Here is a 16,453-nt window from a genome sequence, read left to right as displayed (position 1 = left end):
TCATCGGGATCAGACCCCGGGCGCCGGGCGGGTCGTGCTCTGCGGGACCACCGGCGGCATCAGGTCGCGGCCGGAGATCTTGTGCGCGCGGGGCGCCCCGCCGGTGCCGCTGCGGTACGCCTCGTCGTCGAGACCGCGCTGCCGGATCCGGTTCAGCACGTAGACGTTGAGCAGGTGCAACACGCCCAGGACCAGCAGTACGGTGCCCAGCTTGACGGACAGTGCCTCGACCGATTCGCGGGCGTTCTCGACGGCGTCGCCGACCTTGAGGTAGAGCGCGACGAAGCCGAGGTTGACGAGGTAGAAGCCGACCACCAGGAGGTGGTTGACGGCGGCGGCGAGTTCCTCCCGGCCGTGCAGGACGTCCCGGAGGAAGATCTGCCCGCTGCGGCTGAGGGTGCGGGCCACCCAGATGGTGAGCCCGATGCTGACGAGCAGATAGATGGCGTACGTGACGACGGTCATATCCATGACCCGGCTCCTTTTTGAACGTGTTCAAACCGGCCGACGAGCGTGACTGTAGACCTGTTTTTGAACACGTTCAAGTCGCCGAGGGGTCGGTGTCGGAGACCCGGCCGAAAACGGCGAAACCCGCCGACCGCACCGCAAATGCGGGCTGATCGGCGGGAGTCGGTGGAGCGTGATCGGTCGTGACGGGCCCGTCGCGACCTCGGTCGCCGGATCGGCGCGGCATCGGGGCCGGGTCAGCGGGCCGCGGCCGGGTCGGCGACGGTGGGCCGGTCGCCGTCGCGGTGGGCGCGCCGGACGTCCTCGATCCAGGCGCGGCTGAACATCGCGGACAACACCGCGACGCCGCCCCGGTGGATCCGGACCTCGCCGTGATCGATGTGACCGACCAGGCGGATCGTCCGACCCTTGGCGGCGGTGGGCCGGCCGGCGTCCTTGACCCGACCGCGGCCGGTCCAGCGCAGCCCGTCCTGCTCGACGACCGCGTCGTCGGCGACCAGCAGCTTGAGCATCGCGTGGTCCAGGTCGACCCGAATCTCGATGTCGCCCGCGTCGATCCGCGGCGAGCGCAGGTCCAGCACGGTGGCGGCGCGGCGCTCGCGGACCTCGAACGAGGTTCCGGTCGTCCAGTTGCCCAGGTGCTTGGTGGTGGTGTGGTCGGCGTGGATGCGAATCGGGGTGGTGGTCATGGCGGTTCCTCTCGGACGGTGACGCCTCGGCCGACGGCGGGGCCGGATTTCCCCGCTCGCTGCCGATGCATGAATAGTGGCATGGCGACTAGTGTTTCGGCAACTAGTATCGCTGGAGTTAGTTTCCGGGCATCCAGTACGCTGAGGCATATGACGACGACCTTCCGCAGATCACCGCTGGCCCTGGCGCTGCTGGGGTTGCTCTACCGCGAGCCGATGCACCCGTACGCGATCCAGCAGCGGATCAAGCAGTGGGGCAAGGACAAGGTCGTCAACGTGGGCCAGCGCGCGTCGCTGTACAAGACGATCAATCGGCTGCGCGAGGCCGACCTGGTCGCGGTGCGCGAGACCGAACGCGATCAGCAGTACCCGGAGCGCACCGTCTACGAGATCACCGAGGCGGGTCGGATCGCGTGCCACACCTGGATGGCCGAGATGCTCGACACCCCGCGCAACGAGTTCCCCGAGTTCCCCGCCGCGCTGTCCTTCCTGGCCCTGCTCACCCCGGAGACCACGCGCGCGCTGCTCACCCGGCGTCGGGACCGGCTCGTCGCCGATCTGGCGGCGCTCGACGCGGACGCGACGAACGCGGCCGGGTTCGCCCTGCCGCGGGTGCTGACCCTGGAGGACGAATACCTGCGTGCGGTCACCGGGGCGGAACTGGCCTGGGTGCAGGCGGTGTTGGTCGACCTGGCCGAGGGTCGGCTGAGCTGGAGCCAGGATTCGCTCGCGGCGTTCGCGGAGCCGGTGGCGCAGTAGAGCCCGAACGCGCCGACGCGGCCCGCACCGACTCGGGCGGGTCGCCGCCCCGCCGGCCGTTCTCGCGCGGCCGACGCGCCGCGTCCGGGGCGGGCCGGTTCGGTCGGGTGGCGGCCGTATCATCCACATGATCGACGACTCGGTGACCGCGCTCGGCCCGGGCGCGCCGGGTGGCGACGACCCCGGGAGCGACCTTGTCCGACGCGCTGGAGTACCACGCCCTGCACATCGCAGTGGAGACCGAGAGCGAGGGCCGCGCGATCCTCGACGAACTCGCCCGGGATCCGGGCCGGTTCGGCGAGATCGCCCGGAAACGGTCCAAGGACCCGCTGTCCGCGGCGCACGGCGGCGATCTCGGCTGGGGGCAGGAGGACGACTACGCGGAGGCGTTCGCCGAGGCGTTGGTCAAGCTGCGCCCGGGCCAGTTCAGCGACCTCGTCGCGTCCCAGTACGGCTTCCACATCATCAAGCTCGCGAACACCCGTCCGGCCCGCTTCGTCGACGAGGACTGACGGGCGGGCGGACCGGCCGCGGTCCGTCGGGGCCGTTCGGTGCGGGTCCGCGTCGGCGGCGGATGGTGCCGGAGCGAACGGGAATGCATCCGCAGGGCGACCGCGCGCGTGCAGGGAGTAGAGCCGTCGGCTCCGCCGGGAGCCCCCGTCGCACGGCCGTCCGATCGAAAGGGATCGCGAGATGATTCGTACTCGGCAGACGCAGGACACCTGCGGACGCACGTCGGTGAAGATGTTCGCGGCGGCGACCGTCGCGCTCGCCACCATCGGTGTCTGCGCGGCACCCGCCTCGGCCGTGCGTTTCGGCACCGACGCGCCCGCCGGCGCCGCGCCGTACGCCGTGGCCCTGTTCACCGCGGACGGCCAGCAGCTTTGCGGCGGAACGCTGGTGGCCCCGAAGAAGGTGCTCACCGCGGCGCACTGCGTGAGCGGCCTGGACGACCCGACCGCGATCACCGTGGTCGCCGGGCGGCTGGACCTGGCGGGTACGGGCGGACAGACCCGCGCGGTCACCAAGAGCAGGGTGCACCCGAAGTTCGAGCAGGGCACGCTCACCTACGACGCCGCCGTGCTGGACCTGGACCGACCGCTGAAGCAGCAGCCGTTGCCGATCGCCGGCGCCAAGGACGACGCGCTCTACCGGGTCGGCAACGAGGCGAAGGTCTACGGGTGGGGCAAGACGGACGGCGGCGTGTCGACCACGCGGCTCAAGCAGACCACCCTGGTGCTCGCACCGCTTGCCGAGTGCGCGCCCTACACGTTCCCCACGGACAGCCCGGCCACCCGGGTGTGCGGCCAGGCGCCGGCGAACAACCCCGGCAGCAGCATCTGCCGCGGCGACTCGGGCGGGCCGCTGGTGGAGAAGGGCAAGCTGATCGGGATCGTGTCCACCGGCAACAAGTACTGCACGGGCGAGCAGCCCGAGTCGGTGTTCACCCGGGCGAGCGCGGTGACCAAGGGCCTCGGCCTCTGAGCCGTCCGCGGCGGCGGGGCGGCGCGTGAGCGGTGGCGGGCCGGCCGATTCGTAGCCCGCCGGACCCGGCTCGCGTGCCCGAACAAGTGCATCGATCAGGTCGAGGGCGCGTCGCGGACAGGGCGGCGCGCCCTCTTCGTTGGGGCCTCCCACCCCCGTCGATCGGAGCGTCCCGACCCCGTCGAGCCCGCTATACACACCAGGTATACCTGGTGTGTATAGTCCTCCGCATGTCAATCGGACACACCCTGCTCGGACTCCTGGAGTCCGGGCCCTGCCACGGCTACGACCTCAAACGCAGCTTCGACGAACGCTTCGGCCGGGATCGTTCGCTCGCCTACGGCCAGGTCTACTCGACCATGTCGCGGCTGCTGAAGAACGGGCTCGTGGAGATAGACGGCCTCGAAACCAGCGGCGGGCCCGAGCGCAAGCGCTACTCGATCACCGACGCCGGCGTCACCGACGTCGAGCAGTGGCTCGGCCAACCCGAGAAGCCCGAGCCCTACCTCCAGTCGACGCTCTACACCAAGGTCGTGCTCGCGCTGCTCACCGGCCGGGACGCCAACGAGATCCTCGACACCCAACGCGCCGAACATCTGCGGATGATGCGCGACCTCACCCGGCGCAAGCTCGACGGCGATCTCAGCGACCGATTGATCTGCGACCACGCGCTGTTCCACCTCGAAGCCGACCTGCGCTGGCTGGAACTGACCACCGCCCGCCTCGGCGAACTCACCCAGGAGCTCCGCAAGTGACCGACGCCCTGCTCAGCGGCCACGAGCTGCACAAGACGTATGGTGCGACGCCCGCACTGGCCGGTGCCGAGTTCACCATCGGCGCGGGCGAGATCGTCGCCATCATGGGTCCGTCCGGATCGGGCAAGTCCACCCTGCTGCACTGTCTGGCCGGCATCGTCCGCCCCGACTCCGGCACCATCCGCTACGACGGCGGCGACTTGACCGCCATGTCGGACGCCCGGCGCAGCGCACTGCGCCGGAGCGACTTCGGCTTCGTCTTCCAGTTCGGCCAGTTGGTACCCGAGCTGACCTGCCTGGAGAACGTCGCGCTGCCGCTGCGGCTGAACGCGGTCAAGCGCCGGGAGGCCGAGTCGAAGGCGCGGGAGTGGATGGAGCGCCTGGAGGTCGCCGACCTCGCGGGCCAACGACCCGGGGAGATCTCCGGCGGCCAGGGCCAGCGCATCGCGGTGGCCCGAGCCCTGGTGATCCGCCCCCGCGTGGTCTTCGCCGACGAGCCCACCGGTGCGCTGGACTCGCTGAACGGGGAACGGGTGATGAAGCTGCTGATCGAGGCCGCCCGCACCACCAAGGCCGCGGTCGTGCTGGTCACCCACGAGGCCCGGATCGCCGCCTACTCCGACCGGGAGATCGTCGTCCGCGACGGCCGGTCACGGGACATGGCGCGTGCCGCGTGAACGTGTTCCGCGATCTGAGGATGGGCGCCGGCTTCGCGGTCACCGGCGGCCGGGAGGGTTGGACCCGAACGCTGCTGACCGCGATCGGGGTCGGCCTCGGCGTGGCGCTGCTGCTGTTGACCACCGCGATCCCCGGGGCGCTGGGCGCGCGGGACGACCGCGGGCGTGGTCGGGACGAGTTGTCGGGGCGGGCGCAGCAGGCCGCCGAGAACACCCTGCTGATCGCCACGATCGACACCACCTACAAGGGCGACGACATCCGCGGCCGGGCGCTTCGCGCGGAGGGGCCCCGGGCGCCGGTCCCGCCGGGGCTCAGCCGGTTGCCCGCCCCGGGCGAGATGATAGTCTCGCCCGCCCTGGCCGACCTGCTGGCCTCGAAGCGGGGCGCGCTGCTCAAGGAGCGCCTGCCCTACCGTACGGTCGGAAAAATCGCCGACCGGGGCCTGATCGGTCCAGACGACCTGACCTTCTACCTCGGCAGCGACGCCCTCACCGGGGACTCGAACACGGCGGTCCGGGTCACCGCGTTCGGCAATGATTTCCCCGCGGAAAAGCTGGATCCCCGGCTGCTCCTGCTCGTCGTGGTGATGTTCGTGGTGCTGCTGATGCCGGTTGCGGTGCTGATCGCCACGGCCGTGCGGTTCGGCGGCGACCGGCGCGACCGGCGGCTCGCGGCGCTGCGGCTGGTCGGTGCGGATGCCCGGACTACCCGATGGATCGCGGCCGGCGAGGCGCTCGCGGGATCGTTGTTCGGGCTGGTCCTCGGGCTCGGCTTCTTCCTGATCGGTCGGCAACTGACCGGCGCGGCGGCGGCGTTCGACCTGAGCATCTTTCCCGGCGACCTGGATCCGAGTGTGCCGCTGGTCGTCCTGGTGGTGCTCGCGGTGCCTGCCGCCGCCGTCGCGGTGACGCTGTTCGCGCTGCGTTCGGTGGTGATCGAGCCGCTCGGGGTGGTGCGTACCGGTACCCCGGCCCGGCGCCGGGTGTGGTGGCGGTTGCTGCTGCCGGTCGTGGGCGTGGCCCTGCTCTTCCCGTTGATCCGTCGGGGCGCCGACGCCGGGGAGTTCAACCGGTTCCAGGTGATCGGCGGCACGGTGCTCCTGCTGTTGGGGGTCACCGCGTTGTTGCCGTGGCTGGTCGAGGCGATGGTGGCCCGACTCGGCGCGGGCCGGGTGTCGTGGCAACTCGCGGTGCGTCGGCTGCAACTGGGCAGCGGTGCGGCGGCCCGCTCGGTCAACGGGATCGCGGTCGCGGTGGCCGGTGCGATCGCTCTGCAGATGCTCTTCATGGGCATCGAGAAGGACTACGTCAGGGACACCGGCCAGGACACCGCCCGGGCGCAGATGTCGGTGTCGTCCAGCGGGTCGATCGGCAGCGACCGGGTCACCGAGATCACCGACGGGATCCGCCGGACCAAGGGGGTGCGCAGTGCCTTCGGGCACTCGGGCACCCGGATCGGCGATCGGGGCGACAACCCGGCCGAGGGGGCGACGCTGACCATCGGGACGTGCGACGCACTGCGCGAACTGGCCCGGATCGAGCGCTGCGCCGACGGTGACGCGTTCATCATCGAGGCGAGCGGGTCCTCGGACCGGGTCGTCGGCGAGATGCGGCCGACCCCCGGTCGGCAGGTGGTCATCGATCCGGCCTACGGGATGATCGAGGGGGCGGCCCCGTCGCGCACGCCGTGGCGGATTCCCGCGGCCGCGCCGACCGTGCCGGGTCGAGCCGACGCGCACGGGACGCGCTACGACGGGGTGCTGGCGACGCCGGGCGCGGTGCCTGCGGCGGCCAGGAAACTGACCTACTGGATGGACGTGCAGATCGACCCGACCGTCCCGGACGCTCGGGACCTGGTCCGCAACGCCGCCGCCCGGGTCGATCCGCTGTCCACGGTCTACGACCTGTCCCGGACCCAGGAGTCGCGGCGGTTCGCGAACGTGCGCACGGCGCTGTTCATCGGCACGGCCGTGGTGCTGCTGCTGATCGGCGCGAGTCTGCTGGTGACCATGCTGGAGCAACTGCGCGAGCGGCGGAAGTTGTTGTCGGTGCTGGTCGCGTTCGGCACCAGGCGCAGCACGCTGAGCTGGTCGGTGCTGTACCAGACGGCGGTTCCGGTCGCCCTGGGCCTGGTGCTCGCGGCGGGCACGGGCGTGGGGCTGGGTGCCGCGCTGCTGGGGATGGTGGGTCGGCCGTTCACCGTGGACTGGACCGGCATGGCGTCGATGATCGGGATCGGCGCGGGGGTGGTGCTGCTGGTCACGGCGCTGAGCCTGCCGCCGCTGTGGCGGCTGATGCGCCCGGACGGGCTGCGCACGGAGTAGGCGCGGGCATCTCTCGCGAGCGAACCCGCCACCGGGCGGCCGTGGGAGCGGCCACTCGGTGGCGGGTTCGGGGCGGTGTCGTGGTGGGTGCTCAGGGTTTGCGGGCGACCGCGCCGAACTGCGGTACGACCGGCGGAAGTTCGTCGGTGGGGGAGGCGGCGCGCCAGCGTGCGCAGGAGACGATGCCCGGTTCGAGCAGCTCCAGGCCCTCGAAGAACCGCTCGAACTCGGCGCGGCTGCGCGCGGTGATCGGCGGCTTGGCGTTCTCGTTCCAAAAACGCATCGCCTCGACGTTGGCCTCGCCGCCCAGTTCGGTGGTCGGGTGGGTCACCACGAGGTGGCTGCCCGAGGGCACCGCGGCCATCAGTTTGCGGACGATGTCCACCGCCTCGTCGGTGTCCAGGATGAAGTTGAGGCTGCCCAGCAACATCACCGCGACCGGCCGCTCGAAGTCCAGCGTCGCCGCGGCGGCCCGGAGGATGGTGTCCGGGTGGTGGGCGTCGGCGTCGATGTAGTCCGTGGCGCCTTCGGGGGTGCTGGTGAGCAGGGCGCGGGCGTGCGCGAGCACCAGCGGGTCGTTGTCCACGTAGACGATCCGCGCGGCGGGGTTCACCCGTTGGGCGACCTCGTGCGTGTTGTCGGCGGTGGGCAGCCCGGTGCCGATGTCCAGGAACTGGTCCACGCCCACCTCGCCGGCCAGGAACCGCACCGCGCGGCCCAGGAAGACGCGGTCCGCCCGGGCGACTTCGCCGATCGAGGGGAACATGTCGGTGACGTGGTCGCCGACCTTGCGGTCGATCGGGTAGTTGTCCTTGCCGCCCAACCAGTGGTTCCAGACTCGGGCGTTGTGCGCCACGTCCTGGCTCGATGTCGGCGGGCCCTCGGCGGGTCGACTCTCGCTCACGGGGGTGGTTCCTTATCCCTGGACGCCGTTCGGTCGGCACGCTCCGAACGAAAGGTTGCGTCGATCGGCGCGATCGAACCGATTCCCGAACCATTGTGCCAGGCCCGTGTGGATCGGCCGGCTGCGGTGTATGGGCGTGTCGGGCCGCGATCGGTTGCCGGGTCCGCCGGTCCGCGCCGTCGGGTCCGCGCGTTTTCCGGGGGTTGTGCGCGGGCGGTCGGTTCAGAGTGTGCGGATGCGCCGGCGCGGACGCGGGAGCGTCGCGGGCGGGAAGGGTGTCGGTATTGTCGGCATTTTCGAATCCGGGCGGAGGTCGGCCTTTTGCATATGCAATTGCATGGGTGTCACTCGGGAGGGTGGATTCGACGACCGGGCCCGTCCTCTCCATGATGGGCGTGGAAATGGGGCCGTTCCGAGGCTTTGACGTTTTCCGATCGAGTCTCGTTGGCGTATGTGCGTTTGTGCCTCGGGACCTGCGGTTCCCAGTGCGTCGACCGGTCGATGTGGTCGGTCGGAGAGGACGTCCTCGACCGGTTCGGGAGCGCGGAGGCGGGCGCCGCGCATTTGCATTTCCGTGGATTCGTTGATGTCCGGGAAAGTCTGGGAGTAGCTTCCGGAACATCGAACGACCCCGGATGGCGAGCATCGCTCCGGGGTCGTCGGGAACAACGATCAAGGAATCACGGATGTTGATCGAATTATCCGCCGGAGAGTTGTCCCAGCACCCCTCGACGATTCCCGAATGCACCATTCCGTGGTTTCCCTCCGGGGAAACGACGGGGAGTGCGGAGATTGCGGATGTCCAGCTCCGGCCGAGCGCCGAGGCGCCGGTGGCGCGGTGCGTGTGCACCGCCCTACGGCGGATTCCGTGATCGCCTCGCCCGGAACCGGAAGGAGAAACAGGGAATGAACGCCCAAAGGGGCATCACCAGGTGCGCGGCGTGCGGGCGGCGCTTCGCCCAGCGCATGGCGACCGGCCGCAAGCGGCTGTACTGCGATCCGACGTGTCGACGGCGGGCGCAGCGGGCGCGCGAACGCGAACGGGGGGCGCCGGCGCCGGTCGGTCCGGACGCCCCGCTCGGCCCGAGCGAGCCGAGCGACCCGAGCGACCCGGCCGACCCGCAGGGCCTGGAGGCGGGCATCGTGGCGATCCTGCGCCGGGTGGCCTGCGCCCTGGAGGAGGCCGAGCGCACCCGCGAGCCGCTGCGGGTGCGCCTGGCGTACGCGGATCGGCTGAGTGGGGAGACCCGGCGCTATCGGGCGGTGGTGGGCGAGGCGCATCCGGCCGCGCGGATCCCGCCGCGCCCGCAGTGGTCCGCGCAATTGGCCGCGCGGTTGGGTGCCCGGGCGCATCCCGGTGCGGACGCCGGTCGCGACGAGGACCTGTCCAGCGCGCAATACGCGGGGGAGCGGTTGGCCGCCGCGTTGCGCGAACTGCGCCGGGTCGGGGGGATCACCGTCGCCGACCTGGCCTGGCAGGCCGGCATCAGCGAGGGGTTCCTGGATCGCATCCTGGCCGGCGAGGTGTGGGCATCGTGGCCGGTGGTGGAGACGCTGGTCGGGAAACTGGACGGCGACGCCCACGAGTTGCGGGCGTTGTGGGAGTGCTCGCGGGGCATCGATCACGGCATCCGGCGCGAACTGCGCGACCTGGTCGAGCTGCTGGCGGCGATGTTGCGCGGGTTGTGGTTGGCCGCCGGGCGACCCGCACCGGAGCTGCTCGGCGCGCCGCCGCTGACCGCCGATGCGCCGGCGCGTATCCTGGCCGGCGCACTGATCCCGGATCGGGCCGGCGCCGAGGTCCTGGCCGAACGCCTGGGGGCGCATCCGGACGTGGTGCGCAGACTGTGGACCCAGGTGCACTACGGCGTGTTGATCCGCCTCGGCGACGCCGGATTCCCGGCCGGCGGACTGGCGTTCGGCGCGCTCGGCGGGCCCGGTCCGGGAGGGCACAGCCGGGCCGGCGAGGTGGACCCGGGGGCGGCCGCCCGGCCCGGTGACGTGGATCGGGACGCGCCGGCCCGGTCCGGTGGTGCCGATGTCCCGTGATCCGGCCTCGGGGCGATCCGGCGTCGCCGGCGTCGTGGTGGTCGGGCGGTCCCGTGCTCCGCTCGACTTCGCCGCGTTCTGCCTGCTGTACCGCCCGCGTTGGGCGCAGTACGCCCGGCTGCGGGTGGGCGACCCGATCCGCGGCGAACGGGCCGTGCAGTCGGCGGTCGCCGAACTGGCCACGAACTGGCCGGACATCCTGCGGGGGCCGAAGCCGACCGCCGGGGCCTGGCGCATTCTGGGCCGCGCGGTCACCGGTTCGCCCGGGCCCGTGTCCAACCCCCTGCACGACGCGCTGCCGTGGCCGCAGGCGGACGCGGTGCTGCTGCACTATCGCCTGGGCCTGACGCTCACCGCGACCGCCGACCTGATGGGCGCCGAGCCGCCCGAGGTGGCGGCGCACCTGGTGTCGGCCGAACGCAGCCTGCCCACCGACGTGGTCAAAGCCCTCGGCCGCGGCCCCGCCGGCGAGATCGGGCCCGGGCAGTACGAGCGATGAGAGGGCGCGGGTCGCGCGTTCCCTCGCGCGCGACCCGTTTCTCCCTCCGCCGTGTCCCCGCGCACCCCGTTTCGCGCCGCGAACGGGCGGGTGCTTCCGGGACGAGTACCTGCCCCCGCGGCATCCGCGCGCCTAGCATGGCCGGTGGGCGTCGGGACGGTGGCGGCGCACCCGCGGGCGCGACATCGAGGGGGCGGCATGGGGCACGGGGAGAAACACGTTTCCGAGATCGACGTGGACACACCCAGCGCGGCCCGGATGTACGACTGGTACCTCGGCGGCACGGACAACTACCCCGCCGATCGGGCGGCCTGCGAGGAACTGCTCAAGATCGTCCCGAGCACCTGCGAACTCGCGCTCAACAACCGGGCGTTCCTGCAGCGGGTGGTCCGGGTGCTGGCTGCCGAATACGGGATCCGGCAGTTCCTGGACCACGGATCGGGTCTGCCGACCCGGGAGAACGTGCACCAGGTGGCCCAGGGTGTCGACCCGGCGGCCCGGGTGGTCTACGTCGACAACGACCCCATCGTGTTGGCGCACGGCCGGATGTTGCTGGAGGAGAACGACAACACCGCGGTGATCCAGGCGGACATGACCGACACCGAAGGCATTTTCGAGCACCCCGAGGTCCGCCGGTTGATCCGCCTCGACGAGCCGGTCGCCGCGCTGTTCGTGTCGGTCCTGCATTGCCTGCCCGAGTCGGCCGAGCCCGCCGCGATGATCCGCCGGGTCGCCGAGCGGCTGCCGGCGGGCAGCTTCATGGTGATCTGCCAACTGGTCAGCGACGACCCGGCGATTCGGGACGGGGTCAGCGACTTCATGGCCGAGGCGACCGGGAACAACTGGGGTCGCGTGCGCGAACCCGCACAGGTGGACGGCTACTTCGACGGACTGACCATCCTGGAGCCGGGCCTGGTCGAGGTGTCCACCTGGCGGCCCGACTCGCATGTCACCGTGCGCCAGAAGACCGAGGAGTGGATCGAGTACGGCGGCCTGGGCCGAATTTCCTGAACCGGCGCGGCGGGACGGGTGTGCGGCCTAAGGCAGGGCCCGGGCATCGTCCGGGTCCTGGCCGGCCGCGGTGAAGCGCTGCTCGGCGTCGCGCAACATGCGTTGGCTGGACTGGCGGTCCTCGGCCACGGCCCAGAGCCGCAGCAGGATCTCCCGATAGGCGTCGATGTCCGTGCGCCTGCTCAAGTACGTGGCACTGTTGGCCTGTTCCAGGTAGATCATCTCGCTCGGGCCGCCCGAGGCGAAGCGCAGATACGTCATCGGCGACGGCGGGGTGATGCTGGCCGCCCGGTCGAAGCGCACGACCCGGATGTTGATCCGGTCCCGGGCCGACTCCGCCAGCAGGTGCCGCATCTGCTCGGCCATCACCTCCGGACCGCCGACCGGCCGCCGCAGGATGCCCTCGTCCAGCAGCGCGGTCAGGTCCGGCCGGCGCTCGTCGGCGAGCAACGCCTGTCGCTGTCGCCGCAGTTCGATCCGGCGCTCGACCTCTTCGCGATCCGCCCGGGGCAGTCCCGTCCGGACGATCGCGCGGGTGTAGGCGGGCACCTGCAACAGGCCCGGGACCACGTGCACCTCGTAGGTGTCGATCTTGGTCGCCGCGTCCTCCATGCCGATCAACCGGGCCAACCAGCCCGGCAACACGTCGCTGTAGTGGCTCCACCAGGCACGCTCCAGCGCCTTCTTCAGCAACTCCTCTATTTCGGAGAGGGACTGCTCGTCGTGCACGCCGTAGAAGCGGACCAGGTCGAAGACGTCCCGGGCCCGCGGCGGACTCTCGCCCCGCTCCAACCGACTGATCTTGGACATCGAAGCCCGGATCGCCTCGGCCGCGTCCTTGAGTCCCTTGCCGTTGTCCAGGCGCAACTTGCGCAGTGTGGCGCCCAGTACCTTCACCGCGGCGGCCGGACTGCTCTGCTGGGTCAGTGACACCACGGGTGCGATCGACGGTGCGCGGGCCGGGCGGTCGGCGGACATGCGGGCTCCAGGAATGGGATGTCGACGCCCCATTATCCCGAGTTCGGAACCCGCCTGTCCGTCGATCCGGTCGGCCGCGGTCCGGCCGAACCGCCGGGATCAGTCGATCAAGGAGTCGAACTCGCCGCTCTTGGCACCCGCCACGAACGCGGCCAACTCGGCTCGCGTATAGACCAGCGCGGGTCCCCGCGCGAACCGTGAATTGCGGACCGCGACCTCCCCGCCGGGCAGCGCGGCCAGTTCCACGCAGTTGCCCTCGGCCGTGCTCGCACTGCTCTTCACCCACGTCACGGACCCGAACGAGTCCGCCGGATCCCCGTTGCCGGCACGCATGGTCATCATTCCCTTCCGATCCCGCCCGCTCGTGGCCGCCACGGCGCGATCACGGACGCGACCGCGGTCGTGCAAAGCCACCTGCATTTGCATCATGGAACCGACGAGAAGCCTAGTCACGGGAATCCCGGAGCGAAGTCCCTCGAAAGAGTGCCCGTACCCCCGGCGCCCACTCGCCGACGCGACCCCCCGAATCCGGTCGCCGGCGGCCGGATTCAGCCGAAATCCAGGGGTTTGCCGAAGCCCCGAGCGAAGTTGCCCGGCGTTCGACGGATGGTCACAAGATCCTTGCGCACAGTTGGCAATCGGGGCTTGTGGCAGGCCGCCACGATGGCGTAACAAGGAACCCGCTGACGGTGTGACAGAGCTGATCGGCGTGCCCCACACCGCGGTTCCGCGACCGCGGGAACCCGACCACGGGGGGCGGCGTCGTACGAACCGGATCGACCAACGCACGACCGGACCAGGACGGGACGGCGGCACCCCACGTCCCCGATCGCGACACACCGCACCGGCCCCGCGGGGGAGCCGTCGGCGGCGTTCCCGACGAGCAACGCTGTCATCTCCCCGCACAGCGCCGCGGTGCGGGCCGCGCCCGGGGGAAGGGGAACGCTTCAGTGGAACCGGAGCGGGTATCCGAACTTTCCGATCTGCTGGCGCACGCACGCGCCTCGCGAACCGGCGCCGGTGGTCGCGCCGTGATCATCCGCACCCCGTCCGGGATGTGGTGCCGCGCACTGCTCGTCGAGTTCACCGACCGGCAACGCCGGGCCGGCGCCGCGCCGATCCTGGTCTCCTGCCAGCACCGCGACGCGCACGAACCCTTCGCCGCGCTGCGCCAGTTGCTCACCGGCTTCGACGACGCGACGGACAGTCCCGGAGACGGCCGCTTCGACGAACTGCGCCGAGCCCTGCCGCACACCGTCCCCGACAACGATCGGCAACTCTTCGACGAACTCTACGAGGCACTGCTGCCCGCCGTGCGCCGCTGTCCCCGGGTGATTGTCGCCGACCACGCGCAGTGGATGGACGACGCCTCGCTGCGCTGGTTCGCCTACCTGGTCCGGCGCCTGTCCCGGCTGCCGTTGCTGGTGGTCCTGGGCGTGCGCACCGACGACGACCTCCCGGCCCGGGACGTCCTCGACGACATCGGCGCCCAGGCCGCCTGCCACGAGACCACGCTGCGTCCGCTTTCCGTGCACAGCGCCCGCGAACTCGTCCAACGGGCCTACGCAGGGCGCGTGCCCGACGACCCCTTCGTCCGGTTGTGCCACCACGTCACCGGCGGCGTGCCCGAATACCTGACCCGGCTGATCGAGGCCCAACTCCAGGCCGGGCTGCCGCCCGAACTGGGCATCACCCGTGTCGCCGGCCACGTCGACGGCAGGCCCCGGCTGACCCGGGCCGACCACATCCGCCGGATCGCCGCCCGGATCGAGGCCGCGGCGGTGACCACCCGACTGGCCCGCCAACCGGAACGGGTCCGGGCGTTGGCCCGGACCACCGCGCTCTTCGGCGACGGCGCCGACCTGGACATCGTGGCCGACCTGCTGGGCACCGGCCCGGACCGGCTGGACGGCCCGCTGGCCGAACTGGTCCGGATCGGCGCGCTGCGCCGGGCGCCGGCGGGCAGCCGGTTGATGTTCCGCACCCCCGAGTTGCGCGACGCCGTGCACGACACCATCCCGGAGGCACTGCTGCGCGATCGGCACCTGCGGGCCGCCCGCCGGCTGGGCGACTACGGCGCGCCGGTTACGCGCGTCGCCGACCACCTGTTGCGGATCGACACGCTGGACGCGGACGACCACGCCTGGGCGGGCGCGGTGCTCTACGAGGCGGGGCGCATCGCGCTGGAGACGGGGGCCACGCTGCGCTGCGCCGAGTACGCCCGGCGCGCGCTGCGCGACGACCCGGCCCCGGAACACCGCGCGCGGCTGCTCGTGTTGCTCGGCCGGGCCGAGGTGCCGACCGCACCCGAGGCCGCCGGTCGCCATCTGGAGGAGGCGCTGCGGCTGCTCACCGATCCGGTCGAGCGCGCCGAGGCGATCCTCGAACTGTGCCATGCGCAGGTTTTGCGCGAGGGCGACTGCGTCGAATCGGTGATGCGCCCGACCCACGGCGCCGCGTCCCGGCTGGGCGAACTGGCCGCACAGGACTGCCTCGACCCGGACCTGCGGTTGCGGCTACGCGCGGTGATGCACCAGGCGGCACCCGGTGGCGCCCCCTCGACCCGGGAAATCCGGTACGGCGCCCAACTCCCGGCCGAGGTCACCGGGGTCACCGCAGGCGAACGCGAACTGCTCGCCGCGTTGGCCTCGGACAGCGCGTGCCGGGCCGAACCGAGCACGGTGGCGCTGGACCTGATCGAACGCGCGCTCGCCGGCGAGCCGGCCCGAGGCAGCGCCTCGGGGCTGCTGCTGCTGCGCAGCGTGGTGGTGCTGGCCTGGGCCGGGCGGCTGGACGAGGCACGCACCTGGGCCGCCGGTCTGACCGCGGGCGCGGCGATCGGGCCCGCGCACTCGCGGATCGGCCTGCCCGCCGTGGTCGCCCACTGCCTGTGCGCGGACATCGCGCTGCGGGCCGGGAACCTGTCCGAGGCGCTGACCGAGGCGCGCACCGCCGGCCGACTCGCGCGCGGCCCCGAACTGTCCGCACTGGCCCAGCTCACCCGGGTGCAACTGGCCCGGATCCGGGTCGTCCTGGGCCAATACGACACCGCCGCCGTGATGTTGCGCGGGGCACTGGGCGTCCCGCGCGCGCGGGCCACCGCGTTGGGCGTGCGCGGGCGATGTCGCCATGCGACGGGAGACCTGCGCGGAGCACTGGCCGACTATCTGGAATGCGGCCGCCGACTGGCCGAACTGGGCATCGTCAACCCGGCGTCGAGCGACTGGCGCGGCGGCGCTGGCCTGGCGCTGACCGAACTGGACCGACGCGACGAGGCGGTGTCACTGCTGGACGAGGGCCTGGAGACGGCCCGGCGCTGGGGTGCGGCGGCCACCATCGGCGAGGCGCTGCGCAACCGGGCCCGGATCGAACCCCCGCGCGTCGCGGCCCGCTTGCTGGAGGAGTCGGTCGCCGTCCTGGAGAACTCCGGAGCCCGACTGCAACTGGCCGAGTCCCTCGTCGAGTCGGGTCGGGTCCACGCGCTGGCCGGGCAGGCCGCTGCGGCCCGACAGTCGTTGCGGCGCGGGATGGGCCTGGCCCAGGAGTGCGGCTGGGACCTGCTGGTGGAGCGGGCGCACAAGGACCTGCTGGCCTGCGGCGGCCGACTGCGCCGCACCAGCCTGTCCGGTCCCGGCTCACTGACTCCCTCGGAACGCCAGATCGCCGAACTCGCCGCGGCCGGGCACACCAACCGTGCCATCGCCGAGTTCCTGTGCGTCACCCGCGGCACGGTCGAGGTGCACCTGACCCACGTCTACCGCAAGCTGGGCATCACCGGCCGCTCCGCCCTGTCCACCCGCCTGGCGCCGAACTAGGCCCGGTCCGGCGGTGGGGCCGCGCCGCCCGGCACCGCAC

The 16,453-nt window shown here is 71.8% G+C and carries 15 protein-coding genes; 10 read left to right on the top strand and 5 right to left on the bottom strand.

Translation table 11 applies throughout. The annotated features are described in order from the left end of the window. Positions 1-9: 9 nt before the first annotated feature. Entirely contained in the window at positions 10-471 is a 462-nt protein-coding gene (locus ACFXMF_RS23990; protein ID WP_360315168.1) for a hypothetical protein, read from the bottom strand. A 233-nt stretch (positions 472-704) separates the two neighbouring features. Then, positions 705-1,157: a hypothetical protein gene (locus ACFXMF_RS23985; RefSeq protein WP_360315170.1), complete on the bottom strand. Its 453-nt coding sequence runs from the start codon at positions 1,155-1,157 to the stop codon at positions 705-707. Between the two features lie 150 nt (positions 1,158-1,307). On the opposite strand from ACFXMF_RS23985, the gene ACFXMF_RS23980 reads away from it, so the two are divergent. From ACFXMF_RS23980 to ACFXMF_RS23955, 6 genes are all read left to right on the top strand, one after another. Beyond that, positions 1,308-1,916: a PadR family transcriptional regulator gene (locus ACFXMF_RS23980; RefSeq protein ID WP_360315172.1), complete on the top strand. Its 609-nt coding sequence runs from the start codon at positions 1,308-1,310 to the stop codon at positions 1,914-1,916. A 194-nt stretch (positions 1,917-2,110) separates the two neighbouring features. Next, positions 2,111-2,428, top strand: coding sequence for a peptidylprolyl isomerase (locus ACFXMF_RS23975; protein WP_360315174.1), 318 nt, complete (start codon positions 2,111-2,113; stop codon positions 2,426-2,428). 181 nt (positions 2,429-2,609) lie between these two features. Next, positions 2,610-3,401: a serine protease gene (locus tag ACFXMF_RS23970; protein ID WP_360315176.1), complete on the top strand. Its 792-nt coding sequence runs from the start codon at positions 2,610-2,612 to the stop codon at positions 3,399-3,401. A gap of 230 nt (positions 3,402-3,631) precedes the next feature. Then, positions 3,632-4,156, top strand: a complete 525-nt coding sequence (locus ACFXMF_RS23965) for a PadR family transcriptional regulator (protein ID WP_360315178.1) — start codon at positions 3,632-3,634, stop codon at positions 4,154-4,156. After that, a complete protein-coding gene (locus ACFXMF_RS23960) occupies positions 4,153-4,833 on the top strand; it encodes an ABC transporter ATP-binding protein (protein WP_360315180.1) in 681 nt (226 codons plus the stop codon). Before ACFXMF_RS23965 ends, ACFXMF_RS23960 begins: the two co-directional genes overlap by 4 nt. Positions 4,834-4,853: 20 nt before the next feature. Continuing rightward, positions 4,854-7,157 (top strand): ABC transporter permease, encoded by a 2,304-nt coding sequence (locus ACFXMF_RS23955; protein ID WP_379990894.1) that lies wholly within the window; start codon positions 4,854-4,856, stop codon positions 7,155-7,157. Between the two features lie 91 nt (positions 7,158-7,248). Here ACFXMF_RS23955 and ACFXMF_RS23950 read toward each other — a convergent pair whose 3' ends face one another. Further along, complete coding sequence (locus tag ACFXMF_RS23950) at positions 7,249-8,061, bottom strand: SAM-dependent methyltransferase (RefSeq protein ID WP_379992060.1); 813 nt, start codon at positions 8,059-8,061, stop codon at positions 7,249-7,251. Positions 8,062-8,967: 906 nt separating this feature from the next. On the opposite strand from ACFXMF_RS23950, the gene ACFXMF_RS23945 reads away from it, so the two are divergent. From ACFXMF_RS23945 to ACFXMF_RS23935, 3 genes are all read left to right on the top strand, one after another. Beyond that, positions 8,968-10,110 carry a helix-turn-helix domain-containing protein gene (locus tag ACFXMF_RS23945; protein WP_379992061.1) on the top strand — a complete coding sequence of 381 codons (1,143 nt, stop codon included), beginning with the start codon at positions 8,968-8,970 and terminating at the stop codon, positions 10,108-10,110. Next, on the top strand, positions 10,100-10,609 hold the full coding sequence (locus ACFXMF_RS23940) for a hypothetical protein (protein ID WP_360315188.1): 510 nt from the start codon (positions 10,100-10,102) through the stop codon (positions 10,607-10,609). The genes ACFXMF_RS23945 and ACFXMF_RS23940 overlap by 11 nt, the downstream gene beginning before the upstream one ends. 198 nt (positions 10,610-10,807) lie before the next feature. After that, positions 10,808-11,620: an SAM-dependent methyltransferase gene (locus tag ACFXMF_RS23935; RefSeq protein ID WP_379992062.1), complete on the top strand. Its 813-nt coding sequence runs from the start codon at positions 10,808-10,810 to the stop codon at positions 11,618-11,620. 27 nt (positions 11,621-11,647) lie between these two features. Here ACFXMF_RS23935 and ACFXMF_RS23930 read toward each other — a convergent pair whose 3' ends face one another. Together ACFXMF_RS23930 and ACFXMF_RS23925 are read right to left on the bottom strand one after the other, a co-directional pair. Beyond that, the gene (locus ACFXMF_RS23930; protein WP_360315192.1) at positions 11,648-12,598 is read right to left on the bottom strand and encodes a helix-turn-helix transcriptional regulator; all 951 of its coding nucleotides are present in this window, start codon (positions 12,596-12,598) and stop codon (positions 11,648-11,650) included. Positions 12,599-12,697: 99 nt separating this feature from the next. Further along, a complete protein-coding gene (locus ACFXMF_RS23925) occupies positions 12,698-12,937 on the bottom strand; it encodes a DUF397 domain-containing protein (protein WP_379992064.1) in 240 nt (79 codons plus the stop codon). A 611-nt stretch (positions 12,938-13,548) separates the two neighbouring features. Between ACFXMF_RS23925 and ACFXMF_RS23920 the strand changes: the two genes are divergently transcribed. Beyond that, the gene (locus ACFXMF_RS23920) at positions 13,549-16,413 is read left to right on the top strand and encodes a LuxR C-terminal-related transcriptional regulator (protein WP_379992063.1); all 2,865 of its coding nucleotides are present in this window, start codon (positions 13,549-13,551) and stop codon (positions 16,411-16,413) included. Positions 16,414-16,453 lie beyond the last annotated feature (40 nt).

It is taken from the genome of Embleya sp. NPDC059213 (assembly GCF_042754445.1).
GTDB lineage: Bacteria > Actinomycetota > Actinomycetes > Streptomycetales > Streptomycetaceae > Embleya.
The sequence above is the reverse complement of the archived record's forward strand: the minus strand, read 5'-3'. Positions and strand labels throughout refer to the sequence as shown.

Excerpts from the sequence above, each read along its gene's own strand:
- ACFXMF_RS23990 (WP_360315168.1), bottom strand. The coding sequence starts at position 471 with ATGGATATGACCGTCGTCACGTACGCCATCTATCTGCTCGTCAGCATC.
- ACFXMF_RS23985 (WP_360315170.1), bottom strand. The coding sequence starts at position 1,157 with ATGACCACCACCCCGATTCGCATCCACGCCGACCACACCACCACCAAG.
- ACFXMF_RS23980 (WP_360315172.1), top strand. The coding sequence starts at position 1,308 with ATGACGACGACCTTCCGCAGATCACCGCTGGCCCTGGCGCTGCTGGGG.
- ACFXMF_RS23970 (WP_360315176.1), top strand. The coding sequence starts at position 2,610 with ATGATTCGTACTCGGCAGACGCAGGACACCTGCGGACGCACGTCGGTG.
- ACFXMF_RS23965 (WP_360315178.1), top strand. The coding sequence starts at position 3,632 with ATGTCAATCGGACACACCCTGCTCGGACTCCTGGAGTCCGGGCCCTGC.
- ACFXMF_RS23955 (WP_379990894.1), top strand. The coding sequence starts at position 4,854 with ATGGGCGCCGGCTTCGCGGTCACCGGCGGCCGGGAGGGTTGGACCCGA.
- ACFXMF_RS23945 (WP_379992061.1), top strand. The coding sequence starts at position 8,968 with ATGAACGCCCAAAGGGGCATCACCAGGTGCGCGGCGTGCGGGCGGCGC.
- ACFXMF_RS23940 (WP_360315188.1), top strand. The coding sequence starts at position 10,100 with ATGTCCCGTGATCCGGCCTCGGGGCGATCCGGCGTCGCCGGCGTCGTG.
- ACFXMF_RS23935 (WP_379992062.1), top strand. The coding sequence starts at position 10,808 with ATGGGGCACGGGGAGAAACACGTTTCCGAGATCGACGTGGACACACCC.
- ACFXMF_RS23930 (WP_360315192.1), bottom strand. The coding sequence starts at position 12,598 with ATGTCCGCCGACCGCCCGGCCCGCGCACCGTCGATCGCACCCGTGGTG.
- ACFXMF_RS23925 (WP_379992064.1), bottom strand. The coding sequence starts at position 12,937 with ATGACCATGCGTGCCGGCAACGGGGATCCGGCGGACTCGTTCGGGTCC.